Origin of the sequence: Rhodocyclus gracilis, from assembly GCF_009617575.1 — a bacterium.
In the GTDB taxonomy this organism is placed as follows: domain Bacteria; phylum Pseudomonadota; class Gammaproteobacteria; order Burkholderiales; family Rhodocyclaceae; genus Rhodocyclus; species Rhodocyclus gracilis.
In genome coordinates, this window is sequence record NZ_WIXJ01000003.1 from 129,370 (window position 1) to 151,431 (window position 22,062).

General features: G+C 65.5%; 20 protein-coding genes, 1 other RNA gene and 1 riboswitch. Of the genes, 9 read left to right on the plus strand and 12 right to left on the minus strand.

Going from position 1 to position 22,062, the window contains the following annotated elements; genetic code table 11:
* Positions 1-45 precede the first annotated feature (45 nt).
* The 7 genes from ccmB to GHK24_RS06485 form a co-directional block, all read right to left on the minus strand.
* Complete coding sequence (gene ccmB, locus GHK24_RS06455) at positions 46-714, minus strand: heme exporter protein CcmB (RefSeq protein WP_153470813.1); 669 nt, start codon at positions 712-714, stop codon at positions 46-48.
* A 1-nt stretch (position 715) separates the two neighbouring features.
* Entirely contained in the window at positions 716-1,333 is a 618-nt protein-coding gene (gene ccmA, locus GHK24_RS06460) for a cytochrome c biogenesis heme-transporting ATPase CcmA (RefSeq protein WP_153470816.1), read from the minus strand.
* A gap of 168 nt (positions 1,334-1,501) precedes the next feature.
* Positions 1,502-2,233 carry a 5,6-dimethylbenzimidazole synthase gene (gene bluB, locus GHK24_RS06465; RefSeq protein WP_153470819.1) on the minus strand — a complete coding sequence of 244 codons (732 nt, stop codon included), beginning with the start codon at positions 2,231-2,233 and terminating at the stop codon, positions 1,502-1,504.
* Positions 2,234-2,245: 12 nt separating this feature from the next.
* Positions 2,246-3,604, minus strand: coding sequence for a cobyrinic acid a,c-diamide synthase CobB (locus tag GHK24_RS06470; RefSeq protein WP_153470822.1), 1,359 nt, complete (start codon positions 3,602-3,604; stop codon positions 2,246-2,248).
* 6 nt (positions 3,605-3,610) lie between these two features.
* On the minus strand, positions 3,611-4,387 hold the full coding sequence (locus GHK24_RS06475; RefSeq protein ID WP_153470826.1) for an ABC transporter ATP-binding protein: 777 nt from the start codon (positions 4,385-4,387) through the stop codon (positions 3,611-3,613).
* A gap of 2 nt (positions 4,388-4,389) precedes the next feature.
* Positions 4,390-5,379, minus strand: coding sequence for a FecCD family ABC transporter permease (locus GHK24_RS06480; RefSeq protein WP_153470828.1), 990 nt, complete (start codon positions 5,377-5,379; stop codon positions 4,390-4,392).
* A gap of 9 nt (positions 5,380-5,388) precedes the next feature.
* Positions 5,389-7,251, minus strand: coding sequence for a TonB-dependent receptor domain-containing protein (locus GHK24_RS06485; protein WP_153470832.1), 1,863 nt, complete (start codon positions 7,249-7,251; stop codon positions 5,389-5,391).
* Positions 7,252-7,375: 124 nt separating this feature from the next.
* Positions 7,376-7,585, minus strand: a riboswitch (cobalamin riboswitch).
* A gap of 231 nt (positions 7,586-7,816) precedes the next feature.
* On the opposite strand from GHK24_RS06485, the gene GHK24_RS06490 reads away from it, so the two are divergent.
* The 4 genes from GHK24_RS06490 to GHK24_RS06505 all read left to right on the plus strand — a co-directional run bounded on the left by GHK24_RS06490 (position 7,817) and on the right by GHK24_RS06505 (position 9,623).
* Positions 7,817-8,065: a hypothetical protein gene (locus GHK24_RS06490; protein WP_153470835.1), complete on the plus strand. Its 249-nt coding sequence runs from the start codon at positions 7,817-7,819 to the stop codon at positions 8,063-8,065.
* Between the two features lie 10 nt (positions 8,066-8,075).
* Positions 8,076-8,432 carry a cell division protein ZapA gene (locus GHK24_RS06495; protein ID WP_153470838.1) on the plus strand — a complete coding sequence of 119 codons (357 nt, stop codon included), beginning with the start codon at positions 8,076-8,078 and terminating at the stop codon, positions 8,430-8,432.
* 57 nt (positions 8,433-8,489) lie between these two features.
* Positions 8,490-8,670, plus strand: a non-coding RNA gene (gene ssrS, locus GHK24_RS06500) — 6S RNA.
* Between the two features lie 152 nt (positions 8,671-8,822).
* The gene (locus GHK24_RS06505) at positions 8,823-9,623 is read left to right on the plus strand and encodes a sulfite exporter TauE/SafE family protein (RefSeq protein WP_153470841.1); all 801 of its coding nucleotides are present in this window, start codon (positions 8,823-8,825) and stop codon (positions 9,621-9,623) included.
* Between the two features lie 17 nt (positions 9,624-9,640).
* Here the strand turns inward: GHK24_RS06505 and GHK24_RS06510 are convergent, their stop codons facing one another.
* The gene (locus GHK24_RS06510; RefSeq protein ID WP_153470844.1) at positions 9,641-10,420 is read right to left on the minus strand and encodes an enoyl-CoA hydratase/isomerase family protein; all 780 of its coding nucleotides are present in this window, start codon (positions 10,418-10,420) and stop codon (positions 9,641-9,643) included.
* Between the two features lie 18 nt (positions 10,421-10,438).
* Positions 10,439-11,179: a GntR family transcriptional regulator gene (locus tag GHK24_RS06515; protein WP_153470847.1), complete on the minus strand. Its 741-nt coding sequence runs from the start codon at positions 11,177-11,179 to the stop codon at positions 10,439-10,441.
* Between the two features lie 314 nt (positions 11,180-11,493).
* Between GHK24_RS06515 and scpA the strand changes: the two genes are divergently transcribed.
* The 4 genes from scpA to GHK24_RS06535 are packed head-to-tail and all read left to right on the plus strand — an operon-like array spanning position 11,494 to position 18,249.
* Entirely contained in the window at positions 11,494-13,656 is a 2,163-nt protein-coding gene (gene scpA, locus GHK24_RS06520) for a methylmalonyl-CoA mutase (protein ID WP_153470852.1), read from the plus strand.
* A gap of 15 nt (positions 13,657-13,671) precedes the next feature.
* Entirely contained in the window at positions 13,672-14,670 is a 999-nt protein-coding gene (meaB, locus tag GHK24_RS06525; RefSeq protein ID WP_167681711.1) for a methylmalonyl Co-A mutase-associated GTPase MeaB, read from the plus strand.
* A gap of 37 nt (positions 14,671-14,707) precedes the next feature.
* The gene (locus GHK24_RS06530; protein ID WP_153470854.1) at positions 14,708-16,240 is read left to right on the plus strand and encodes an acyl-CoA carboxylase subunit beta; all 1,533 of its coding nucleotides are present in this window, start codon (positions 14,708-14,710) and stop codon (positions 16,238-16,240) included.
* A 20-nt stretch (positions 16,241-16,260) separates the two neighbouring features.
* A complete protein-coding gene (locus GHK24_RS06535; protein WP_153470857.1) occupies positions 16,261-18,249 on the plus strand; it encodes an acetyl-CoA carboxylase biotin carboxylase subunit in 1,989 nt (662 codons plus the stop codon).
* A gap of 163 nt (positions 18,250-18,412) precedes the next feature.
* Here the strand turns inward: GHK24_RS06535 and GHK24_RS06540 are convergent, their stop codons facing one another.
* The 3 genes from GHK24_RS06540 to lgt are packed head-to-tail and all read right to left on the minus strand — an operon-like array spanning position 18,413 to position 20,046.
* Positions 18,413-18,739, minus strand: a complete 327-nt coding sequence (locus GHK24_RS06540) for a hypothetical protein (protein WP_153470860.1) — start codon at positions 18,737-18,739, stop codon at positions 18,413-18,415.
* Between the two features lie 27 nt (positions 18,740-18,766).
* The gene (locus GHK24_RS06545; protein WP_153470863.1) at positions 18,767-19,249 is read right to left on the minus strand and encodes a VOC family protein; all 483 of its coding nucleotides are present in this window, start codon (positions 19,247-19,249) and stop codon (positions 18,767-18,769) included.
* Positions 19,246-20,046 carry a prolipoprotein diacylglyceryl transferase gene (gene lgt, locus GHK24_RS06550; RefSeq protein WP_153470866.1) on the minus strand — a complete coding sequence of 267 codons (801 nt, stop codon included), beginning with the start codon at positions 20,044-20,046 and terminating at the stop codon, positions 19,246-19,248. The genes GHK24_RS06545 and lgt overlap by 4 nt, the downstream gene beginning before the upstream one ends.
* Positions 20,047-20,192: 146 nt before the next feature.
* On the opposite strand from lgt, the gene GHK24_RS06555 reads away from it, so the two are divergent.
* Positions 20,193-22,004: a dienelactone hydrolase family protein gene (locus GHK24_RS06555; RefSeq protein WP_153470870.1), complete on the plus strand. Its 1,812-nt coding sequence runs from the start codon at positions 20,193-20,195 to the stop codon at positions 22,002-22,004.
* Positions 22,005-22,062: the final 58 nt, after the last annotated feature.

The following is a 22,062-nucleotide window of genomic DNA, read 5'->3' on the forward strand; positions in this document are numbered from 1 at the left end:
GGCGGGGGCCGACGAGCGCGCAGCGAGGCGTCATTCGCCGCTCCCCTATTCGAGCGCGATGCGCAGCGCGGCGGCGGTGGCCCACGGCGCGAAGAAGAGGCCACCGAGCGACAGGGCCGCCAGCACCGACAGGTGCGCCTGCGCAGCAATGCCGCCGGCCGTCGCGTCTACCGCTCCGGCGCCGAAGATCAACACGGGAATGTACAACGGCAGCACCAATAACGACAGCAGGACGCCGCCGCCGCGCAGGCCGAGCGTCAGCGCGGCGCCGATGGCGCCGATGGCGGAGAGCGCCGGCGTACCGATGGCGAGCGCCAGGACCAGGGTCCACACGGCGTCGCCGGGCAGGTCGAACTGCATGCCGATCAGCGGCGACAGCAGTGTCAGCGGCAACCCCGAGGAGAGCCAGTGCGCCAGCGTTTTGCCGAAGACGGCGACGGCCAGCGGCTGCGGTGTCAGTGCCAGCTGTTCGAGCGTGCCGTCGCGGAAGTCGTCGGCAAAAAGGCGCGGCAGGGAGAGCATCGTTGCCAGTAGCGCGGCCACCCAGAGGACGCCGGGCGCCAGCCGCCGCAGCAGATCGGGTTCCGGCCCGACGCCAAGCGGGAAGAGGCTGACGACAATGATGAAGAAAAACAGTGCCGAGACGATATCCGCCTGCCGCCGCATGGCGAGGCGCAGGTCGCGGGCGACCACGGTTTTCAGCAGCGCCAGCATGTCAGTGACCCAGCCGTAATTCGCGGACCGTGCCCGCCGTCAGCGCCACGGCCTGGTGAGTGGTCAGGACGGCGAGACCGCCGCGTTGCAGGTGGGCGCCGATCAGTCCGGCGACCATGGCGACGGCCGCGACATCGAGCGCGACGTACGGTTCGTCGAGCACCCACAGGGCACGCCGCTCGTGTACCAGCCGAGCCAGCGCAACGCGCCGTTTCTGCCCCTGCGAGAGATAGCGGCAGGGCAGGTCTTCGCGACCGGCGAGGCCGACCGTGGCGAGGGCGTCGAGCGCCGTTTCTTCGGCGAGCGATTCGCCCGCCAGATGCGCCGTCGTCAGTAGATTCTCCAGCGGCGTCAGTTCTTCCTTGATGGCGTTGTGGTGGCCGAGGTAACACAGTTCGGCGCGGAATTCGGCTCCCAACTGGTTTGTCGGCTGGTCGCGCCAGCGGATCTCGCCCGTGGCAGGCGGCGTCAGGCCACAGATCATGCGCAGCAGACTGGTCTTGCCAGCGCCGTTGGCGCCGCCCAGCGACAGCAATTCGCCCGCCTCCAGCCGGAAGCCGACGCCAGCGAACAAGCGACGTTCGCCGCGCACGCATTCCAGGTTCGACGCTTCGAGCATGCGGCAGGGGTCCGGGGAAGAGGGGGTGAAGGGGGAAGAAAAGGCGGGGGCGCGAGTGTGCAGCCGGCAGTTTAGCGGTGGATTGACGAGAGTCAAAATCGGCAGCGGCACTGCCGTTGCCTGCCAACGCGCATGGCGGTACGTGCGCCATGCCGCTGGCGTGTGTCCTCAGTAGGCAGGGGGCGTGGTCGTCTGCAGCGCGTCGGCGTCGGCCGGCCAGCGTTCGTCGAAGAGCAGCGAGGCGAGCGGCAGACGCTTGCCCCAGCCAGCGTCCTCGAACATCGGCCGCGGGTAGAACTCGCGCACGCGGCCAATGCACAGCACGGCGAGCGGGCGCGCACCGGCGGGAAGTTCGAGCAGTGCGGCGAGCGCGTCGGGGTCGTAGAACGACACCCAGCCGAGGCCGACGCCTTCGGCGCGCGCTGCCAGCCACATGTTCTGGATGGCGCAGCCGAGCGAGGCGACGTCCATCTCGGGCAGCGTGCGCCGGCCGACGATGTGCGCTTCGCGTCCCGGCATCAGGCAGGCGACGAGCACTTCGGCGCAGTCGAGGATGCCTTCGATCTTCACAGCGCGGAATTCGTCGTTGCGCGAGGGCAGCACTTCCGCCGTGCGTAGGCGCTCGGCTTCGACCAGCGCGTGGATGCGCTCGCGCTGTTCGCGGCTGCGGATGCGGATGAAGCGCCACGGCTGCATGTAGCCGACCGAGGGCGCCAGATGCGCGGCTTCGACCAGGCGTTCGAGCGTGCCCTCGGGCAGCGCGTCGGCGACGAAGTGGCGCATGTCGCGGCGCTCGCGCAGCGCACGCCACAATGCGGCGATCTCGGCGTCGCTGTAGCGGTCGGCGTTGTCCGCTGCCTCTTGCAGCACGGCGTCGTTGGCGGTGGGGGTGGAATTCATTGGGAGTCTCGCTTACGGCAGGAACAGTTGCGCAGCGGCGCGCGGGTTGGACGGGAAGTAGAAGTGCATGTAGCTCGCCGTCAGCCGGCGCTGCCGGTAGATCGCTTCGCCCGGCCGGCCGTCGGCACGGACGGCCCGGGTGAACGGCGCCAGCGGCGTTTCGGCACGCGAATAATGGAAGCTGTGGCCGCGCAGTTCGTCGTCGGCAGTCGCTTCTCCGGCCGTCGTTTGGCCGGCGGCCGGCAGCCCGGCAGCACACATGCCGAGCGCGGCGAGCCGGCGCTGCATGAGGATCTCGCCGGGCAGCAGCCCGGCCATGGCGTGGCGTCGGCCCTCGTTGTCGGTGATGCCGGCGAACAGCGTCATCATGCCGCCGCATTCGGCGAGCAGCGGCTTGTCGGCGGCGACGTGTGCGGCCAGCGTCGACCACAGCGCGCACTGTGCGGCGAGGCGTTCGCCGTGCAGTTCGGGGTAGCCGCCGGGCAGCCACACCGCGTCGCACTCGGGCAGCGGCTCGCCGGCGAGCGGCGAGAAGAAGGTGAGCGTCGCGCCGAGCGCGCGCAGGCAGTCGAGGTTGGCCGGGTAGAGAAAGCAGAAGGCGGCGTCGCGGGCGACGGCGATGCGCCGGCCGGCCAGCGGCGTTGCGCCAGCGGTGGGCGCGGTCGCCGCAGGGTGCGGGAAATCCACCGGCGCCGGCAAGGTGGCTGCGCCCGTGGCGGCGAGCAGGTCGGCCAGGTGGTCGAGGCGCTCGTTCAGGCCGGCAATCTCGGCAGCAGGCAGGAGGCCAAGGTGGCGTTCAGGCAGGGCGCCATCGGCGTCACGCGGCAGCGCGCCGACCCAGGCGATGTCGTCCGGCAAGCCGGCGCGCAGCAGTTCGGCATGGCGTTCGCCGGCGACGCGGTTGGCCAGCGCGCCGACGAGCTTGGTCCCCGGCCGGTAGTGCTTGAGACCGTAGGCGATGGCGCCAAAGGTCGTCGACACCGAGGCGCCATTGATGACGGCGAGGATTGGCAGACCAAAGCGTGCGGCGATGTCGGCCCCTGAGGGTTCGCCGTCGTAGAGGCCCATGACGCCTTCGACAAGGATCAGGTCGGCCTCTGCGGCGGCAGCGGCGAGCCGGGCGGCGCCATCGGCTTCCCCGCACATCCAGAGGTCTATGTTGTAGCAGTCGTGGCCGGTGGCAACGCGGTGAATCTGCGGGTCGAGAAAGTCCGGGCCACACTTGAAGACGCGCACGCGCCGTCCGAGCCGCGTGTGCAGACGGGCGAGCGCGGCGACGACGGTCGTCTTGCCCTGCCCGGAGGCCGGCGCGGTGATGAACAGTGCCGGGCAGCGCCGGGGCCCTGCAGGGGCGGAATGGCTCTCGGGCATGGCGGTTTAACAGGGGATGAAACAGCGCCGGCCGTCGACATCGATGGCCACGAGTGGATGCTGATAGAGCGCCGACAGGCGTTCGGCGGTGAGGATTTCGTCGGCCGGACCGAGTTCGGCGCGGCCGTCGCCGTAGAGTAACAGCGCGCGGTCGGCGTAGCGCAGGGCGAGGCCGGGGTCGTGCAGCGACATGACGACACCGGCGCCTTCGGCGGCGGCGCGGGCAAAGAGTTCGAGCAGGGCGATCTGGTGGTTGAGGTCGAGATGGGCGATCGGCTCGTCGAGCAGATAGAGCTGCGGCGCCTGCGCCAGCAGCGTTGCCATCGCCAGTCGCTGGCGTTCTCCGCCGGAGAGCGTGAGCACATCGCGCGCCTCGAAGCCTTTCAGCCCGACGGCGGCAAGGGCGGCGCGGGCAATGTCGGCATCGTCGGCGGATTCCCATTGCCAGCGCCCAAGGTGCGGGTGACGGCCGGTGAGGGCGATTTCGAGGGCCGTCGCGCCGAAGGCGTCTTCACGATGCTGCGCGAGCCAGCCGCGCTGGCGGGCGGCGCCACGCGGGCCGAGTTCGCCGTAGCCGTGACCGCCGACGAGAATCTGCCCTGCGGCGGCCGGACGCAGTCCGGCGAGCGTTGTCAGCAGGGTCGTCTTGCCGGCGCCATTGCGGCCGAGGATGGCCAGACGTTCGCCCGCTGCGACGGTGAAATCGAGGTCGGTGCAGACCGTTTTGCCGGCGATGCGCACGGCGAGGGCGCGCGTTTCGAGCAGGGGCGGTTGGGCGCTCATCGCTATCGCCTCGCCAGCGGCGCGCGCGCCAGCAAATAGAGGAAGACCGGCACGCCGATCAGCGCCGTCAGCACGCCTACCGGCAACTGTTGCGGGGCGACGACGGTGCGCGCCAGCGTGTCGGCGACGACCAGCAGGCTGCCGCCGGCGAGCGCGGCCGCCGGCAGGAGCAGGCGCTGGTCGTTACCGAGCGACAGGCGTACCAGATGCGGCACGATCAGGCCGATGAAGCCGATCGAGCCGGCGTAGGTGACGACGATGGCGGTCGCCAGCGAGGCGACAAGATAAACGCCGCGCCGCAGCCGCGTGATGGCGACGCCGAGCGTCAGCGCCGTGTCGGCGCCGCGCGCGAGGAGATTGAGTTCGCGCGCGAAGGGTAGCGCCACGAGCAGGATGACGACGAGCGCCAGCAGCGGCAGCGTCGGGTCGCCGCCTTGCGCGAGATCGCCCATCAGCCAGAACAGCATGCCGTGCAGTTTTTGTTCGGGGGCGACCGACAAGGTCAGTGCGACGATGGCGCCGCAGCCGGAGGCGACGATGACGCCTGTCAGCAGCAGGCGCGTTTGCGTCCAGCCACCGTCGCCGTGCGCGAGGCCGAACACCAGCAACATGGCGGCCAGTGCGCCGAGGAAAGCGAGTCCGTTGATGCCGGCAGCCGTCAGGCCGAAGAGGATGGCCAGCATGGCCCCGACCCCGGCGCCGCCGGAAATGCCGAGCACGTAGGGATCGGCCAGCGGGTTGCGCAGCAGCACCTGCAGGAGCGCGCCGGCCAGCGCCAGCAGCGCACCACAGGCAAAACCGCCGAGCGCGCGCGGCAGACGCAGGCTGCGCACGACATCGATGCCCATGCCTGCGTCGGAGCCGACGAGGGCACGGAAAACATCGGACAAGGGAATATGGATGCTGCCCACCGACAGCGCCAACGCAATGCTCAGCAACGCCAGTCCGGCAAGGACGGCGAGGATGAGCACGGCGCGGCGGCGGGTGGGCATGGGTGGGGTTTACTTTTGCTGGTAGCGAACGCCGACAAACAGGCTGGCGCCGGGAGTGGCGTAGTCGCGCGCCAGTTCGTATTCCCGGTTGAAGACGTTGTTGGCGCGGGCAAACAGCGTCCATTCGCTATCGATGCGGCGTTCGGCGAACAGATTGACGAGACCGTAACCACCGAGCTTCTTGGTGTTGGCGGCGTCGTCGTAGCGCTTGCCGGACAGCTGCCATTCGCCGCCGAACTTGAGCGCACCGGAGGTCCAGGCGAGGTGTGTCTTCAACTGCTCGTCGGCACGGCGGGCGAGCTGTTTGCCGGTCGTGTCATCTCGCGCACGTTGCAGATCGAGCGAGACCCCGCCAGAGAAATCGCCGAAGTTGCCGCTGTAGGCGAGTGAGGTGCCGCTCAGGCTTGCCTTGTTGACATTGATGGGCACCGGCAACGAGGCGTCGATCAGGTCGCTGACCTTGTTCCGGAAATAGGTGGCCGCGAAGCTGTGCCCCGATTTCTCCCAGTTGATTCCAGCTTCGGCATTGCGGGCGGTTTCCGGCTTGAGGTTCGGGTTGCCGCCATAGCAGCCCCATCCGGGATAGCAGGTCAGCGGGAAATACAGGTTGTTGAAAGCCGGTGCCTTGAAAGCCGTTCCGTAAGAAATGTGCGCGCGCCAGTCCGCCGTGAACTGATAGCCGTAGGCGGCCGTGCCCGTCGTCTTGCCACCGAACTGCGAGTTGTCGTCGTGGCGCAGATTTGCTTGCAGGCGGTGATCGCCGAGATTGCCGCTCCAGCCGGCGAGCAGCGACTTGATGGTGCGTTCGGTGAGCGTGTAGGTCGAACTGCTGGTCAGATTCTGCTTCAGGTACTCGGCGGCCAGGAGGGCTTTGCCGACGGGCAGGCGGATATCGTTCTGCCACGACGCTTGGTCCTGTTGGGTACGGTAAAGGCCGCTGGCAATGCCGTTGGTGAGCGTTGTCGCATCGTCCAGGCCGTGTCCGACGCGCAGCGTGCTGGTCCAGTCGTCAGTGAAGCGGTTGCGTGAGTAAAGTGAAACGCTACCGGTATTCGAGCGGTTCGCGTCGTCAGTGCCTGGTCCGTTGTCGTATTTGTTGGTGCCGTTGGACGACAGGAAGTTGAGGCCGATCTCGTGTCCGGTCGCCGGGCGCACCGACACACCTCCACTGAAGGAACTGCGATAAAAGCCGTCGTGGTCTGCGTTGTACGAGGGATTGGCGGAATTGCGAATGGCGCTGAAGCCATTCGTCTCGTAGTAGCCCGCCTGCAGGCTGTAGGAGACGACATCGGTGCCGCCGGCGATGCCGACGTTGCTGTCGCTGGTGCCGTATGTGCCATAGCCGGTGCTGGCGTTGATGCGGGCCGGGCCTTCGCCGCGCTTCGTGAATATCTGGATTACGCCACCGATGGCGTCGGCGCCGTAGAGCGAGGACGCTGGGCCGCGCAGGATTTCAATGCGTTCGATCTGCGACAGCGGCAGCCGGGAGAAATCGGGGGCGCCGCTACTGATCGAGCCGACGCGTTGGCCGTCGATCAGCAGCAGGGTGTGATTGCTATTGGCGCCGCGGATGGAGATTGCGCTGAGCGTTCCGGGGCCGCCATTCGCCCAGTATTCAACTCCTGGTTGTTGGGCGAGCAGTTGCTCGACGCTCGTTTGCCCGGCTTGCTCGATCTGCTCGCGAGTGATGACGGTTACGTCGCTCAGCAGTTCGTTGCTGCGCGTTTCCTGGCGCGTCGCGGTAACGACAACGGTGTCGCCTTCCGAGGCATACGCAGAGGCGGGAACGCACGCGGCGAGGGCGGCGGCGAGAGGGGCAAGGTGACACAGAGGTGCGCCGTGCGTGCGGCGCCGAGAGTTGTTGTGTTGCATGGATGGTTTCTCCCTGATTCCGGCAGGCGTCCCCGCGTGCCGGATGATCACTATGGAAACCTCGGGAGAAACGTCGGTCAGTCGCAAGGACACCACGCTGCCACCGTCGCCTCCCCGCGACGCTTCCGCTCAGCGTGCGAAGGCCGGTATCCGGGCTCGCGAGTCTTGATGCGTCGCCTTCCCAGGCTTGAGGCCCAGTGGCATATCGACGCACCCGCACTCGCTGACCGTTGCGGGGGCAGCGCAGGCTTTGCGTTCCTGTCGGACGCGCACCTGCTTCCCGTTTAACCGCGGCGAAAGACTTCGCGCGCGGCACCTTGCACGTTTTTTTGCCGCCATCAGGCAGCAAAGCGCGCAATTATAGTCCGCGCGGGCAGTCTGAAACGTGTCACGCCTTCATTGTTGTGATGTTTTCGCGCCCGGCGTGGTATTTCGGCACGTTTACGTTGGCGTGAACTTGTACTCTCGCGAGTTGCCGGAAGGGTGCCGTCAGATCGATAAACAACTTTCAGAATGTCCGCTTACTCCTTGACCGTCCGGGTTTTTCCCCTCTATAGTCCGCGCCATGATGACTGAACTCACAGCACTCGAAAGCAAGATTGCGCAAGTGGTTGCCGTGTGCACGGCACTACGCGCGGAGAATGCGGATCTGGTGCGTCAACTCGCCGTGGCGGAAGCGGATCGTGCGCGTGTGCTGCGGCGCATGGACGACGCCCGTGCGCGTCTGGAAGCCCTGGCCCTGCAACTGCCCGAGGCCGACGACGAAAAGAGCGATGACGCCACCGGCGCCTCGCTGCGAACCCATCGTGAGTGAAGGCCTGTCCATGTCTGACGAAAGCCGTTTTCTGGATATTTCCCTGTTGGGCAAGGAGTATCGCGTTGCCTGTTCGCCCAGCGAGCGGGCAGCCCTGCAGGCCGCCGTGGCCCTGGTCGATGCGAAAATGCACGAAATCGCCGAGAAGACCAAGAGCAACATCGCTGAACGCATTGCCGTGATGGCCGCGCTCAACATTGCCCACGAGTTTCTTTCTTTCCGCGACGAGCAGGCGAATTCCGCGACCTCAGCCGAGGGAGTAGAGGACGCAAATTCTGCTTTGGATTTGGCCGAAGCCCGTCGTAGAATCACCGAGATGGAGGCGCAGCTTGACGGGGTTCTCGGACCTCAGGACAGGTTGCTGTAGCAGATCGCCGACCGGCGTGTTGGCCGGGTGTGCCGCGATCTGATCGTCTCCGCCGAGTGTTCCCTGCGGTGTTCGTCAAGGCCATATATTCCTTGAACCAATGCTACTAGGCGTCGGTTGCTGACCGTTGAAACTGCTGTTGTGCCTGCCCTTCGTCGGGTGGACCTGAAGCAGGAGGAAAGCAGCCAATCTGAACCCAGGTTCAGGATGCCGGCCTAACGGCACAGGTGGGGAGCCAGTTTGCAACAGCGCGGAAAGCCCGTCTTTCCGCGCTGTTTTGCTTTTTGGGAATGGTTTTATTGCCAGTCGTGGCGGTACGACGGCATTTCCCCTCGCCATGCGAGCGCGCACGGCGCGTTTGCCGCGGGGCGCTGCGGTGAGAGGTGGTGTATGAGTTGGGTGTTGGCGTATCTCGCGCTCGGCGCGTTTTCGGGCTTTTTCGCCGGCTTGCTGGGGATCGGTGGCGGTACGCTGATGACGCCCCTGCTGATGATGATGTTCGCCGCCCAGGCCGGCTTTCCCCCCGCCGAAACGCTGCATCTGGCGCTCGGCACGTCGATGGCGACGATTTTCTTCACTTCGATTTCCAGCCTGCGGACCCACCATCAACACGGCGCCGTTCTCTGGCCGGTCGTCCTGACGATTACGCCCGGCATCCTGTTTGGCACCTTGCTCGGCACCCTGTTGGCGGCGCGCGTACCGGCGCAGCCGCTGGCGGTGTTTTTTGCCTGCTTTGTCTGTTTCGTCGCCGTACAGATGTTGCTGAATTTCAAGCCCAAGCCGTCGCGGGAACTGCCGGGAAAGCTCGGCCTTTTCGGTGTGGGGACGGGGATTGGCGGTGTTTCGGCGCTGGTGGCCATTGGCGGCGGGGCGCTGACGGTGCCCTTCCTCTCCTGGTGCAATGTGCGCGTCCATAACGCCATCGGCACCTCCTCGGCGGTCGGTTTGCCGATCGCCATCGGTGCGTCGTTAGGCTACATATTCAATGGCTGGGGGCATCCGGGCTTGCCGCAATGGAGCCTCGGTTTTGTCTATCTGCCGGCGCTCGCGTGCCTCGCCGGGGCCAGCGTGCTGGTTGCGCCCATTGGTGCGCGTCTGGCGCACCGTTTGCCGGTGGCGACCTTGAAGCGTGTCTTCGCGGTCTTGCTCGTCCTGCTGGCGGCGAAGATGCTGTTTGACGTCTTCGCCTAAGGCGGGCGCAGTCTCTTTTAACAGCCGCGAAACTCGGGTTTGCGCTTTTCGAGGAAGGCGTGCAGGCCCTCCTGATAATCTGCGGTGTCGAGGAAGGCGAAGGATTGCCGTAGTTCGTCGGCGCTGAGCGGGGCGGGCTGTTGCAGGCGGCGCACCCATTGTTTGTGCCAGCGGGCGACGAGCGGCGCGCCGGCGGCGATGCGCTGCGTCGTTGCATCGACTTCGGCGGTGAGTTGGGCGTCGGGGACGACACGCGTGACGAGGCCGCGCGCCAGGGCTTCAGCGGCGGTGAGGATGCGTCCTTCGAGTAGCAGTTCGAGCGTCGTCGCCGGTCCGGCGATGGCGAGTACGCCCTGCATTTCCTCCGGGTACATCGAGAAACCGAGGCGATTGATCGGTACGCCGAAGCGCGCCGAGTCGCCACACAGGCGCAGATCGCACTGGCTGGCGATTTCCAGACCGCCGCCAATGCAGGCGCCGCGAATGGCGGCCAGTGTCGGATGCGGGCAGTCGGCAATCGCGCGCAGGGCGGCACCGACCGCGGCGTGGTAGGACTGCGCGCGTTCGAGCGTGTCGCGCGCATGCAGGAATTCTTCGATATCGCCTCCCGCCGCGAAGGCCTCGTCGCCGGCGCCGCGCACGACGACACAGCGCAAGCTGCTGTCGGCAGCGAGCGTTCGCAGTGTCGTGGCGAGCGACTGCCACATGGACAGATCGAGAGCGTTGCGTTTTTCCGGGTGGTCGAGCGTTACGGTGGCGATGCTGTCACGGCGAGTGCAGAGAATTTGTCCGCTCATCGTCTTAGGGGCTGAGTGTTATTCGGGGGCGCGCACGGGGCGGGCGCGTGCCAGCGCTTCGCGGCTGGCGAGAAGGTGTTTGCGCATGGCGACCTCGGCGGCGGCGGCGTCGCGCGTGCGCAGCGCCGCCATGATCGCGTGGTGCTCCGCCATCGATTCCTGCAGGCGGCCTTCGACGCCCAGGGAATGCAGGCGAGTCAGTTGCAGCACCTTGCGCAGGTCTTGCGCCAGTTGCAGCAGCCAGCGGTTGCCGGAAAGCTCCTGGATCTGCCGGTGGAAGTCCTGATTGGCTTCGAAAAAGCGGTCGATCTGCCCGGCGGCGGTGTACGCCTCCAGTTCGGCGTGCAGGACTTCGAGGCGGGCGAGGTCTTCGCTGCGCCATTTCTTGGCGGCTTCCCAGGCGCTGCGCCCTTCCAGCATCGCCATCAGCGGGAAGATGTCGTCGAGATCGCGTTCGGAGATTTCGGTTACGTAGCAGCCGCGACGCGGCTTGAGGGTGACCAGCCCTTCGGCGGCGAGTACTTTCAGCGCTTCGCGCAAGGGCGTGCGGCTGATGCCGTAGGCAACGACCAGGGCTTGTTCGTCGATCCATTCGCCCGGCGCCAGCTCATGCGAGAAGATGCGCTGACGCAGCCTTTCGGCGACTTCCTGGTAGAGCGCGGTCCGGGCGATGCGGCCGTTGGGCGGTGTCGCGTCGGCGGGTACCTTCCGGGTATTTTCGGCGGCGACCGCTTCCGTTTGGGTTGGCCTTGCATTCATAATTATGGATACAGTATTATCAAGCGTTTAGGGTGTCAAGCCCGCGCGTCGGCGGTGAAATCCCGTCCGTTTCGCGTCTGTTCTAGCCCTTTTGGGTGCCGAAGAGGGCAGCGAGTGTGCGCTGGCGGCACAATGTCATGGCTGTCCGGCAGGGCTCGTTCGTTATCGGTCATTTGCTTTAAGTGGATTCGCGCCACGTCGCGCCGTTCTTTCGGCGCGCGTGCGTTTTGGCGGTGCCGCCCCGCGCCATCGCGAGGTGTTCGTGCGGTTTGTTTTTCTGTGCATTGCAGACTCGTTTTCCTGAAAGGTACGTCATGTCTCAGCCCAGCAATCCCGGTCAGCTTGATTCTTCGCAACTCGACGCCTGGAAAAAGGCAGCCGCCAAATCGGCGCCCGGCGGCGATGTCGAAGCGTTGACCTGGATGTCGCCCGAAGGGATTGCGGTGAAGCCGCTCTATACCAAGGCGGATGTGGCCGAGCTGCCGAATGCCGATACGCTGCCGGGCTTTGCGCCCTACGTGCGCGGGCCGCAGGCGACGATGTACTCGGTGCGTCCGTGGACGATCCGTCAGTACGCCGGCTTCTCGACGGCGGAAGCGTCCAACGCGTTTTATCGCAAGGCGCTGGCGGCTGGCGGTCAGGGCGTGTCGGTCGCTTTCGACCTGGCGACGCACCGTGGCTACGACTCGGACCACCCGCGCGTGACCGGTGACGTCGGCAAGGCCGGTGTGGCGATCGATTCGATCGAGGACATGAAGATCCTCTTCGACAACATCCCGCTCGACAAAGTCTCGGTGTCGATGACCATGAACGGCGCCGTGCTGCCCGTGCTGGCGGGCTATATCGTTGCCGCCGAAGAGCAGGGCGTGCCGCGCGAGAAGCTGTCGGGGACCATCCAGAACGACATCCTCAAGGAGTTCATGGTCCGCAATACTTATATCTATCCGCCGACGCCGTCTATGCGGATCATTGCGGACATCTTCAAGTACACCTCGGCGAACATGCCGAAGTTCAACTCGATCTCGATTTCCGGCTATCACATCCAGGAAGCCGGGGCGAATCAGGCAATTGAACTGGCTTTCACGCTGGCCGACGGTCTGGAATACGTACGTACCGGTATCGCCTCGGGGCTTGATGTCGACGAGTTCGCCGGTCGTCTGTCGTTCTTCTTCGCCATCGGCATGAACTTCTACATGGAAGTCGCCAAGCTGCGGGCGGCGCGTCTGCTGTGGCACCGCATCATGACCCGCTTCTCGCCGAAGAATCCGAAGTCGATGATGTTGCGCACGCACTGTCAGACCTCGGGCTGGTCGCTCACCGAGCAGGATCCGTACAACAACGTCGTGCGTACGACCATCGAGGCGATGGCCGCGGTGTTCGGCGGCACGCAGTCGCTGCACACCAATGCGCTGGACGAAGCGATTGCCCTGCCGACGGAATTCTCCTCGCGCATCGCCCGCAACACCCAGCTCGTGATTCAGGAAGAAACCGCCATCACCAAGGTGGTCGATCCCTGGGGTGGCTCCTACATGATGGAATCGCTGACGCAGGACATCGCCGATCGGGCCTGGGCCCTCATCGAAGAAGTCGAGACGATGGGTGGTATGACCAAGGCCGTCGAATCCGGCTGGGCGAAGATGAAGGTCGAAGAATGTGCCGCCGAAAAGCAGGCGCGTATCGACTCCGGCAAGGACGTCATCGTCGGCGTGAACAAATACCGGCTGGAAAAAGAAGCGCCCATCGAGATTCTCGATATCGACAACAACGCCGTGCGCGAAGCGCAAATCGCCCGGCTGCAACAGATTCGCGCCACGCGCGACGCGGCGGCGGTCGAAGCGGCCTTGGCCGATCTCACCAACTGTGCGGCTGGCGGTGAGGGCAATCTTCTCGATCTGGCCGTCAAGGCCATTCGCCTGCGTGCCACCGTCGGTGAAATTTCCGACGCGCTGGAAAAGGTCTGGGGCCGTTTCCGGGCGACGACGCAGACGGTTTCCGGGGTTTATGGTGCCGTGCTCGAAGACGACAACGACTGGCAGTCGCTGAAGGCGGAAGTCGACGCCTTCGCTGAAGAACATGGCCGCCGGCCGCGCGTGATGATCGCCAAGCTCGGTCAGGACGGTCACGACCGTGGCGCGAAGGTGGTTGCCAGCGCCTTCGCCGACCTCGGCTTCGATATCGACGTCGGCCCGCTCTTCCAGACGCCCGAAGAAGCCGCACGCCAGGCCATCGAAAACGACGTGCACGCCATCGGCATGTCGACGCTCGCCGCCGGCCACAAGACGCTGGCGCCGCAACTGATTCAGGCGCTCAAGGACCAGGGGGCCGACGACATCATCGTCTTCGTCGGCGGTGTCGTGCCGGCGCAGGATTACGCCTTCCTCTTCAAGTCCGGCGTCCGCGCCGTGTTCGGTCCGGGAACGCGCATCGAAGATTCGGCACGGCGCGTGCTCGACGAAATCCGCACGCTGCACGACTAGACCGGCGCCACCGCCGTGTGCGAGACCTCGTCATCGCTGCTGCCGCAGGACCAGGCGCTGGTCGACGGCGTGCTGGCGCGTGAACGTCGCGCGCTGGCCAAGACGATCACGCTCATCGAGTCGACCCGCGCCGAGCATCAGGAACGCGCGCGGGCGGTCATCGCCGCCCTGCTGCCGCAGAGCGGGCGCTCGATCCGGGTCGGCATTTCCGGCTCGCCGGGGGCGGGCAAGTCGACCTTCATCGAAGCGCTCGGCACCTTCCTGATCGATGCCGGGCACCGGCTGGCCGTGCTCGCCGTCGATCCCTCCTCGACGATTTCGGGTGGCTCGATCCTCGGCGACAAGACGCGCATGGAAAGTCTCTGCCAGCGTGAGGAAGCCTTCATTCGTCCGAGCCCGTCGGCCGGTAGCCTCGGTGGCGTCGCCGAGCGCACGCGCGAGGCCATTCTGGTGTGCGAGGCGGCGGGCTTTGACGTCATCATCGTCGAGACGGTCGGTGTCGGCCAGAGCGAGACGACGGTGGCCGGCATGGTGGACGCCTTCGTCCTCCTGCAACTGCCCAACGCTGGCGACGAATTGCAGGCGATCAAAAAGGGCATCGTCGAAATCGCCGACCTCGTTGTCATCAACAAGGCCGACATCGATCCGCGCGCAGCGGCTATTGCCCGCAGCCAGATGCAGATGGCGATGATGATGCTGCGTCCCGCCAGTCACCACTGGCGGCCGCCGGTGCTGACGATCTCGGCACTCAAAAAGGAAGGCATCGCAGCCTTCTGGGACGAAATCGACCGGTATCAGGCCACGCTCCTCGCCGCAGGCGAGTTTGAAGCGCGCCGTCGCCGGCAGTCGCTCGACTGGATGTGGGCGCAGATCGATTCCGGCTTGCGTCAACGTTTTCGCGCGCACCCGGCGGTGCGCGCTTCTCTCGAATCCCTCTCCGTCGCGGTGGCAAGCGGGCGCACAACGCCTTCTTCTGCTGCGAAAATCCTGCTCGACCACCTGCAGAGCCGCTGAACCCGCACTTCGAATCCGAATTACTAGGGAGCACTCCATGCAAGACATCATCCGCCAGCTCGACGAGATGCGCGCCCGGGCGCGCCTCGGCGGCGGTCAAAAGCGTATCGACAGCCAGCATCGCAAGGGCAAACTGACCGCCCGCGAGCGTATCGAACTGCTGCTCGATCCCGAGTCCTTTGAAGAATGGGACATGTTCAAGGAGCACCGCTGCACCGACTTCGGCATGGCCGAGCAGCAGGTGCCGGGCGACGGCGTCGTGACCGGTTACGGCACGATCAACGGCCGCCTGATTTTTGTCTTTTCGCAAGATTTCACGGTCTTCGGCGGCTCCTTGTCCGAAGCGCACGCCGAAAAGATCTGCAAGATCATGGACCACGCCATGAAGGCCGGCGCGCCGGTGATCGGTCTTAACGACTCCGGCGGCGCGCGTATTCAGGAAGGTGTCGCTTCGTTGGGGGGCTACGCCGATGTGTTCCAGCGCAACGTGATGGCTTCCGGTGTCATTCCGCAGATTTCGATGATCATGGGGCCGTGCGCCGGCGGCGCTGTCTACAGCCCGGCGATGACCGACTTCATCTTCATGGTGAAGGATTCGTCTTACATGTTCGTGACGGGCCCGGATGTCGTGAAGACGGTGACGCACGAAGAAGTCACCGCCGAAGAGCTGGGCGGTGCGGTCACGCACTCGAGCAAGTCGGGCGTCGCCGATCTCGCCTTCGAGAACGACGTCGAAGCGCTGACCATGTTGCGCCGCCTGATGAACTTCCTGCCGGCCAACAACCGCGAAAAGCCGCCGGTGCAGCGCACCAACGATCCGGCGCATCGCCTCGATTTCTCGCTCGATACGCTGGTGCCGGATAACACCAACAAGCCGTACGACATGAAGGAGCTGATCATCAAGATGATTGATGACTGCGACTTCTTCGAGATCCAGCCCGATTACGCGAAGAACATCATCGTCGGTTTCGCGCGCATGGACGGCCACCCGGTCGGCATCGTCGCCAACCAGCCGCTGGTCCTCGCCGGCTGTCTCGACATCAAGAGCTCGATCAAGGCAGCGCGCTTCGTCCGCTTTTGCGACGCCTTCAACATTCCGGTGGTGACGCTGGTCGACGTTCCCGGCTTCATGCCCGGCACCGCACAGGAATACGGCGGCATCATCAAGCACGGCGCCAAGCTACTCTACGCCTACGCCGAGTGCACGGTGCCGAAGGTGACGCTGATCACGCGCAAAGCCTACGGCGGCGCCTATGACGTGATGAGCTCGAAGCACCTGCGCGGCGACGTGAACTTCGCCTGGCCGTCGGCGGAAATCGCCGTCATGGGGCCGAAGGGCGCGGTCGAGATCATCTTCCGCGAGGAAAAGGGCGATCCGGAAAAGCTCGCGCAGCGCGAAGCCGAGTACAAGGAAAAGTTCGCCAACCCCTTCGTTGCCGGCGCACGCGGCTTCATTGACGACGTCATCATGCCGCACGAAACCCGCAAGCGTATCTGTCGCTCGCTCGCCATGCTGCGCGACAAGAAGCTCGAAAATCCGTGGCGCAAGCACGGCAACATTCCGCTGTGAGCCGCGAGAGGACTGGACCCATGTTCAAGAAAATTCTGATTGCCAATCGCGGCGAAATTGCCTGTCGCGTGATCAAGACCGCCCGCAAGATGGGCATCGCCACTGTTGCCGTCTATTCCGAAGCCGACCGCGACGCGCGTCACGTCGAGATGGCCGACGAGGCCGTCTGCATCGGCCCGGCGCCGTCGAAAGAGTCGTATCTGGTGATGGACCGCATCATCGCCGCCTGCAAGGAAACGGGCGCCGAAGCGGTGCATCCGGGCTACGGCTTCCTCTCCGAGAACGAGGAGTTTGCGCGTCGCCTCGAAGAAGCCGGCGTCGTTTTCATCGGCCCGAAGCACTATTCGATTGCCCGCATGGGCGACAAGATCGAGTCGAAGAAGCTGGCGATGGAAGCGGGCGTCAACACCATTCCCGGCTACAACGAAGCCATTTCGGGCCCCGACGAGGCAGTCGAGATCGCCAGGAAGATCGGCTATCCGGTGATGATCAAGGCCTCCGCCGGTGGTGGTGGCAAGGGCCTGCGCGTGGCCTACAACGACAAGGAAGCGCACGAAGGTTTCGCCTCCTGCGTGAACGAAGCGCGTAACAGCTTCGGCGACGATCGCGTCTTCATCGAGAAATTCGTCGTCGAACCGCGCCACATCGAAATCCAGGTGCTCGGCGATGCGCAGGGCAACACGGTGTACCTGTGGGAGCGCGAGTGCTCGATCCAGCGCCGTCACCAGAAGGTGATCGAAGAAGCGCCGTCGCCCTTCCTTGACGACGCGACGCGCAAGGCGATGGGCGAGCAGGCGGTGGCTCTGGCCAAGGCGGTGAACTACCAGTCGGCCGGTACCGTCGAGTTCGTCGTCGGCGCCGACCGTTCGTTCTACTTCCTCGAAATGAACACGCGTCTGCAGGTCGAGCACCCGGTGACCGAAATGATCACCGGTCTCGACCTCGTCGAGCTGATGATCCGCGTCGCCGCTGGCGAGCCGCTGCCCTTCGCGCAGGAAGACATCCGCCGCGACGGCTGGGCAATGGAATGCCGCATCAACGCCGAAGACCCGTTCCGGGGCTTCCTGCCGTCGACCGGCCGTCTGGTGAAGTTCCAGCCGCCGGACGAGAGCGAGGGCGATGTGCGCGTCGATACCGGCGTGTACGAAGGCGGCGAGATCTCGATGTTCTACGACTCGATGATCGCCAAGCTCGTCGTGCACGGCGCGACGCGGGCGCAAGCTATCGCGCGCATGCGGGCGGCGCTCAACGCCTTCGTCATTCGTGGCATCAGCTGCAACATCCCGTTCCAGGCCGCCTTGATGAGCCACCCGCGCTTCATCTCGGGGCACTTCAACACCGGCTTCATTGCCGAGGAGTTCCCCAAGGGCTTCGACGCGACGATGGTGCCTTATGACCATCCGGCCTTCCTCATCTCGGTGGCGGCCTTCATTCACCGTCGCTATATGGACCGCGCCGCGCGCGTCTCCGGGCAGCTGCCCGGCCATGAGCGCAAGGTGGGCGACGACTGGGTGGTGCTCAAGGACGGCGTGCAGCATCTGGTGCGCGCCCTGCCGATCGACAACGGCTACCTCGTTCACTACGAAGGCGAACACTACGAGATCGTCTCCGGCTGGCGTCTGGGCGAGCCGATCATGCACGGCGTCTGCAACGGTGAGGAATTCACCCTGCAACTCGAACGTCACGGCATGGCGTATCGCCTCTTCCACTGGGGCTCGCAGGTCGATGTGAACGTGCTGACCTCGCGTGCGGCCGAATTGCTGGCGCTGATGCCGGCGAAAGCGGCGCCAGACCTCTCGCGCTTCCTCATGTCGCCCATGCCGGGCCTGCTGCGCGAAGTGGCGGTTGCCCAGGGGCAGGAAGTGAAGGCGGGCGAGAAGCTGGCGGTGATCGAGGCGATGAAGATGGAAAACATCCTGCGCGCCGATCAGGACTGCAAGGTGAAGAAGATCGTCGCGGCGGCCGGTGAGAGCCTCTCCGTCGATCAGGTGATCATCGAGTTCGAATAAGCCGCGAAAGTCACCTCGCTGCGCACCAACGCCGCCTGCGGGCGGCGTTGGTGTTTCTGGCGTGCGGCTTGTGTTTAGGCCGTGGCTGGGCGGCCTGCAATTTGGCGGACGAACTCCCCGCGAACTCTGGGCGAGTCCCATCCACCCTATCCAGGCGCCTTATCTAGGCGCGGTGGTAGCTCAGCCAGAACGATTCGCGACAGGTGCTGGCGAAGCTCTGGCGCGCCGGCACGATAGCCGTCGCGGCGGCGCTATCGCCCAGTACCTCGTAGCTGATCCAGCATTCGGCGCAGGCCGCTTCGCTGGGGAAAGCGTCCTGTTCGACGGTTTTCCGGACGATCACGCCGTTGTCGAAGCAATAGGTGTGCGTTTCCTTGCGCACCTCGAAGCCCTGATCCAGCCAGGATTCGGCGGTCTGCGTCTGGCGCACGATGGCGACCGGGCTGCTCAGCGCGTGAATGGCGCTGACGTAGCTGACCAGCCGGTCCATCGGGCTCCTCCGGTCGCGTCCGCGCGCTTAAGCGTGGCTTGCCGCCAGTTGCGCGAAGGCGGCGACGACTTCCGCCGGCGCTTGCACGAGCTCGATCAGCACGCCTTCGCCGGCAATCGGGAATTCGTCGTTCGCCTTCGGGTGCAGGAAGGTGATGTCAAAGCCGGCGGCGCCCCGGCGAATGCCGCCGGGGGCGAAGCGCACGCCTTGCGCCGTCAGCCATTCGACGGCGGCGGGCAGGTCGTCGATCCACAGGCCGACGTGGTTGAGCGGCGTGGCGTGTACGGCGGGCTTCTTGTCGGCATCGAGCGGCTGCATCAGGTCGACTTCGACCTTGAAGGGGCCGCTGCCGATGGCGGCGATGTCCTCGTCGACGTTCTCGCGCTCGCTGACGAAATTGCCGGTGATCTCCAGCCCCAGCATGTCGATCCAGAGCCGGCGCAGGCGGGTCTTGTCCGGGCCGCCGATGGCGATTTGCTGGATACCGAGAACCTTGAACGGGCGCTTCATTGTGACTCCTTGCGAGCGGAATAGATAAAGAGAGCGATGCCGATGACGATCATCGGCAAGGACAGCCATTGCCCCATGCTGATCGTGTAGGACTGGCCGAAAATGCCGTCGTCGGGTGTGCGGAAATATTCGGCGACGAAGCGGAAAACGCCGTAGCCGATGAGAAAGAACGCCGACACCGCGCCACAGGGGCGCTCGCGCCGGGCGAACAGCCAGAGCAGGCAAAACAGCGTGATGCCTTCGAGCCCCGCCTGATACAGCTGCGACGGATGACGTGGCAACAGGTCGACCTGCGGGAAAACCATCGCCCAGGGCAGGCTGGGGTCGGCGACGCGTCCCCACAGTTCGCCATTGATGAAATTGCCGAGCCGCCCGGCGGCGAGGCCGAGGGGCACCAGCGGGGCGATGAAATCGGTGATCTCCAGCCAGCGGCGCCCCGTTTTGCGCGCGTAGAGCGTCATCGCCACCAAGACGCCGAGGAAACCGCCGTGAAAGGACATGCCGCCCTTCCAGACGGCGAGCATTTCCAGCGGATTGGCGAAGTAGTAGCCGGGGTCGTAGAAAACGATCTGGCCAAGTCGACCGCCGATGACGACGCCGAGGACGCCGTAAAAGAGCAGATCGTCGAGTTGCGTGACCGACCAGCCGGCGCGCACCAGTCCGGGGTGGTTCTGGATGCGCAGACGCCCCAACCACCAGAACTGGATGAAGGCGAGGAGGTACATGAGACCGTACCAGCGCACCGCCAGCGGGCCGAGCGAAAAGGCGATGGGGTCGAACTGCGGATGAACGAGCATGCGGGCGGGGTGTCGAAACGCGCGCCGTCGCCGCATTGGGCGAGTCGCGTCGTTCGGCCAGGAAAGAATGCCGGAATTTTAACGCAGAGCGGGGCTGGCCGTCCGACCCCGCGTCCCACCGTCCGTCTTTGAGTTTCTGCCCCGTCATGTCTTCGATCACTCCCGCCGTGCCCGATCTCACGCCAGTTTCCGTGTCGCCGGTGTCTCGTGATGCCTCTGCTGACGTTTCGCCTGCTTCTCCCGCTTCGGCGGCGGAGACGGCTGCCGAGCGAGTGGCGAACGCCGGGGCAGAGAAGGCAGCGTGGAAAGGCGCGGAGATAGCCGCAGAAAAAGGCGCAGGGAAGGTCGCGGAGCACGCGCGCGCCTCCCGTCGCCTCGTCTGCGCCGTCGCGCTCATCGCCGTGCTGGGCTTGTGTGTCGTCAGCAGTTACTTCCTGCGTCTCGCAGACGGCGTCAAGGTGACGAGCGTCAGCATCGGCGGTACTCCGGCGACCATTTTTGCGCCGGCCTCCGGTCTGCGGGCGCCGGTGGTGGTGATCGCGCACGGCTTTGCCGGCTCGCAACAGCTGATGCAGTCCTTCGCCATGACGCTGGCGCATCAGGGCTACGTCGCGCTGTCCTTCGATTTTCCCGGCCATGGCCGCAATCCGCGTCCGCTGGCGGGCGGCAATAGCGACCTTGATGCCAGCACCCGCGCGCTCCTGAGCTCGCTCAGCGAGGTCGTCGATTACGCGCGCACGCTGCCGCAAGGCGACGGACATCTCGCCCTCGTCGGTCATTCGATGGCGTCGGACATCGTCATCCGCTACGCCCGCGAACATAGCGATGTGGATGCGACGGTCGCCGTGTCGGCGTTTTCGCATGCGGTGGACGCAACGCGACCGAAGAATCTGCTGATCGTCTACGGCGCGCTGGAGCCGGAAATGCTGCACGACGAAGGGCGGCGCATGTTGGCGCAGTCGCTGCCCTCGGCGCGCATGGAGGATGCGCCGCTGCGCAGCACGCTCGGCGATTTCCCGCAGGGGACGGCGCGCCGTCTGGTATTCGCGCAAGGGGTCGAGCACGTGGCTGTGATCTTCAGCCGCGAGACCCTGTCGGAAACCGCCGACTGGTTCAACCACGCCTTCGCCCGATCCGGCAGCCCCTTCGTCGATGCCCGCGGCGGCGTGATCGGCTTGCTCTATCTGTCCCTGTTGCTGCTCGCCTGGCCGCTCGCGCAACTGCTGCCGCGTCTGTCGCCGACGCCGCTGGGCGCGTCGCTGTCCTGGCGCGAGGCGCTGCCGGTGATCCTGCTGCCGGCGGTGGCGACGCCGCTTTTGCTGGCGCATACCTCGACGGACGTCTTGCCCTTGCTCCTCGGCGGCTATCTGGTGCAGCACTTCGCGCTATACGGCGTGCTGACGGCACTGACGGCCTGGTGGGTGGTGCGCCGCCGACCGGGGGGCACTCTGTCGCCCTCCGCATCGTCGGCTGTCGCGCCGCTCGTGTCGCGCGTCACGTCCTCCTTCTCACGCCACGGGCCGTGGGCCTTGTGCGTGTCGACGCTGCTGGCGACCGGCTATTGCCTTTTTGCCGTCGGCTTGCCGACGGGCGCCTGGGTCTCGAATTTCCTGCCAGAGAGTGGCCGGGCGCCGCTCATCGCCGCGTTGCTGGCGGGCGCCTTGCCGTATTTCGTCGTCGATGAATGGGTGACGCGTGGCGTGCAACAGCGGCGCGGCGTGCATTTCGCCAGCAAGCTCGCCTTCATCGTTTCGCTGATGCTGGCGGTGCTGGTGAACGTGTCGACGCTGTTTTTCCTCGTCATCATCATTCCGGTGATCCTCGCGCTCTTTCTGTTTTATGGCCTGATCAGCGAGTGGGCGTATCGGCGGAGCGGTCAGCCGCTGGTGGGGGCCATCGCCAGCGCTGTCACTTTCGCCTGGTTCACCGCCGTCAGTTTTCCGGTCATGCAGAGGTAATGCGCCGGCCATGTCGTAGTCCTCGACACGGGGGCCGCCGCCCCGGCGGGCGCTGAGT